The organism is Pseudoalteromonas sp. OF5H-5, assembly GCF_021530695.1.
In the GTDB taxonomy this organism is placed as follows: Bacteria; Pseudomonadota; Gammaproteobacteria; order Enterobacterales; family Alteromonadaceae; genus Pseudoalteromonas.
On sequence record NZ_JAKGBF010000054.1, the window covers coordinates 1 to 1449 of the forward strand.

2 protein-coding genes and 1 pseudogene are annotated in these 1449 nt (G+C 49.6%); all 3 read left to right on the plus strand.

Annotated features, from left to right (window positions below; translation table 11 throughout):
• Positions 1-185 (plus strand): annotated as a pseudogene (locus tag L1271_RS24590) (hypothetical protein); the annotation flags it as partial.
• A gap of 2 nt (positions 186-187) precedes the next feature.
• Positions 188-769, plus strand: a complete 582-nt coding sequence (locus L1271_RS24595) for a DUF3486 family protein (RefSeq protein WP_235369053.1) — start codon at positions 188-190, stop codon at positions 767-769.
• The coding region (locus L1271_RS24600; RefSeq protein ID WP_328266264.1) for a terminase large subunit domain-containing protein at positions 769-1449 on the plus strand (681 nt) is incomplete at its 3' end. The genes L1271_RS24595 and L1271_RS24600, both read left to right, overlap by 1 nt.

A 1449-nucleotide genomic window follows, 5' to 3' on the forward strand; every position in this document is an offset into this window, starting at 1 on the left:
GCCTCGGCTGTAGCCTCGACCAGCTTAAAACTCTGCTCAACTGGCTTGAGCAAAACGGCTACGTTAAAAACGAAAAGCTCAGCGAGAATACATGGGTTGCACGCATTACGAGCGCTGGTATTGATGTTGCTGAAGGCACCAGCACAGTACCAGGCATTAAACGCCCAGCACCTCGGAGTTTATAGCTATGAGTGATGCTGTACGCAGAGGCAAACCCTCAAAAATAGACATGCTGCCTGAAGACATCAAAAAAATGTTGGATGAAATGCTGCGTGATAGCGGCAATTCGCAGGCCGATATTTTAGATGCGATTAATCGGCGTATTCTCGATGCGGGCATGGATGAGGAGGCAACCATTTCGCGCTCTGGCCTCAGTCGCCATGCCCAAAAGACGGAAGCTATAGGTAAACAACTGCGTGAAACGCAAGCCGCGACCAAAGCGCTGGTTGCAGAACTGGGCGACAAGCCGATGGGCGAAACGTCAAAACTCATTTTAGAAATGGGCCGAACTCAGTTGTTTAAAGCCATGCAACGCCAGTTGATGAACCCCGACGAAGACGCCGACATAGATATTGGTGAAATCAAAGAAGTAATGCGCTCCACCAAGTGGCTAGAAGAAACCGCCATGAAAGTGCACCAACGTGAAAAAGATATACGCAAAGCATTCGCTGAAGAAGCGGCGGCAGCAGCCGAAGAAACGGCCATCCAAGCGGGTTTAACGGCTGAAGGCGCACAAATGATCAAAAACCAAATATTGGGGATCGCATAATGGAGTTGGTGCCGTTTAACCCCAACGAGCTGCTGCTTGGCTACCAAAAGCGCTGGATAGCCGACGACTCGCCGTTAAAAATTGCAGAAAAGAGCCGCCGTACAGGTATCACATGGGCAGAAGCGGCCGATGCGGTGCTAGAAGCCAGTAAAAGCAAAGACGCCTTTGGCACCAACCATTTTTATGTTGGCTCGAATAAAGAAATGGCCCGCGAGTTTATTGAAGCAGCGGCCATGTGGGCCAAAGCATTTAACAAGGCTGCTGGTGATATTCAAGAAGAGTTGTTTATTGACGACGGCCAAGACGGCAAAGAAATCTTAACCTTTGTTATTTACTTTGCCAGTGGCTTTAAAATCCAAGCGCTCAGCTCTAACCCCGCGAATTTACGGGGCATGCAAGGCAACGTAACCATTGATGAAGCGGCATTCCATGAGCGCTTGGCCGAAGTACTCAAAGCCGCACTCGCACTCACCATGTGGGGCGCTAAAGTGCGTTTGATCAGCACACACAACGGCGTAGATAACCTGTTTAACGAGTTGGTGCAAGACAGCCACGCAGGCAAAAAGCGCTATTCAGTACACACTATCACTATTTTAGATGCCTGCCGCGAAGGACTTTACCAGCGTATTTGCCAGCGCCAACGTAAAACGTGGACGCAAGAAGCCGAAAGCAAATGGATT

What these genes read in the sequence shown, in the direction of transcription:
- L1271_RS24595 (WP_235369053.1), top strand. Translation starts at nt 188, where the DNA reads ATGAGTGATGCTGTACGCAGAGGCAAACCCTCAAAAATAGACATGCTG.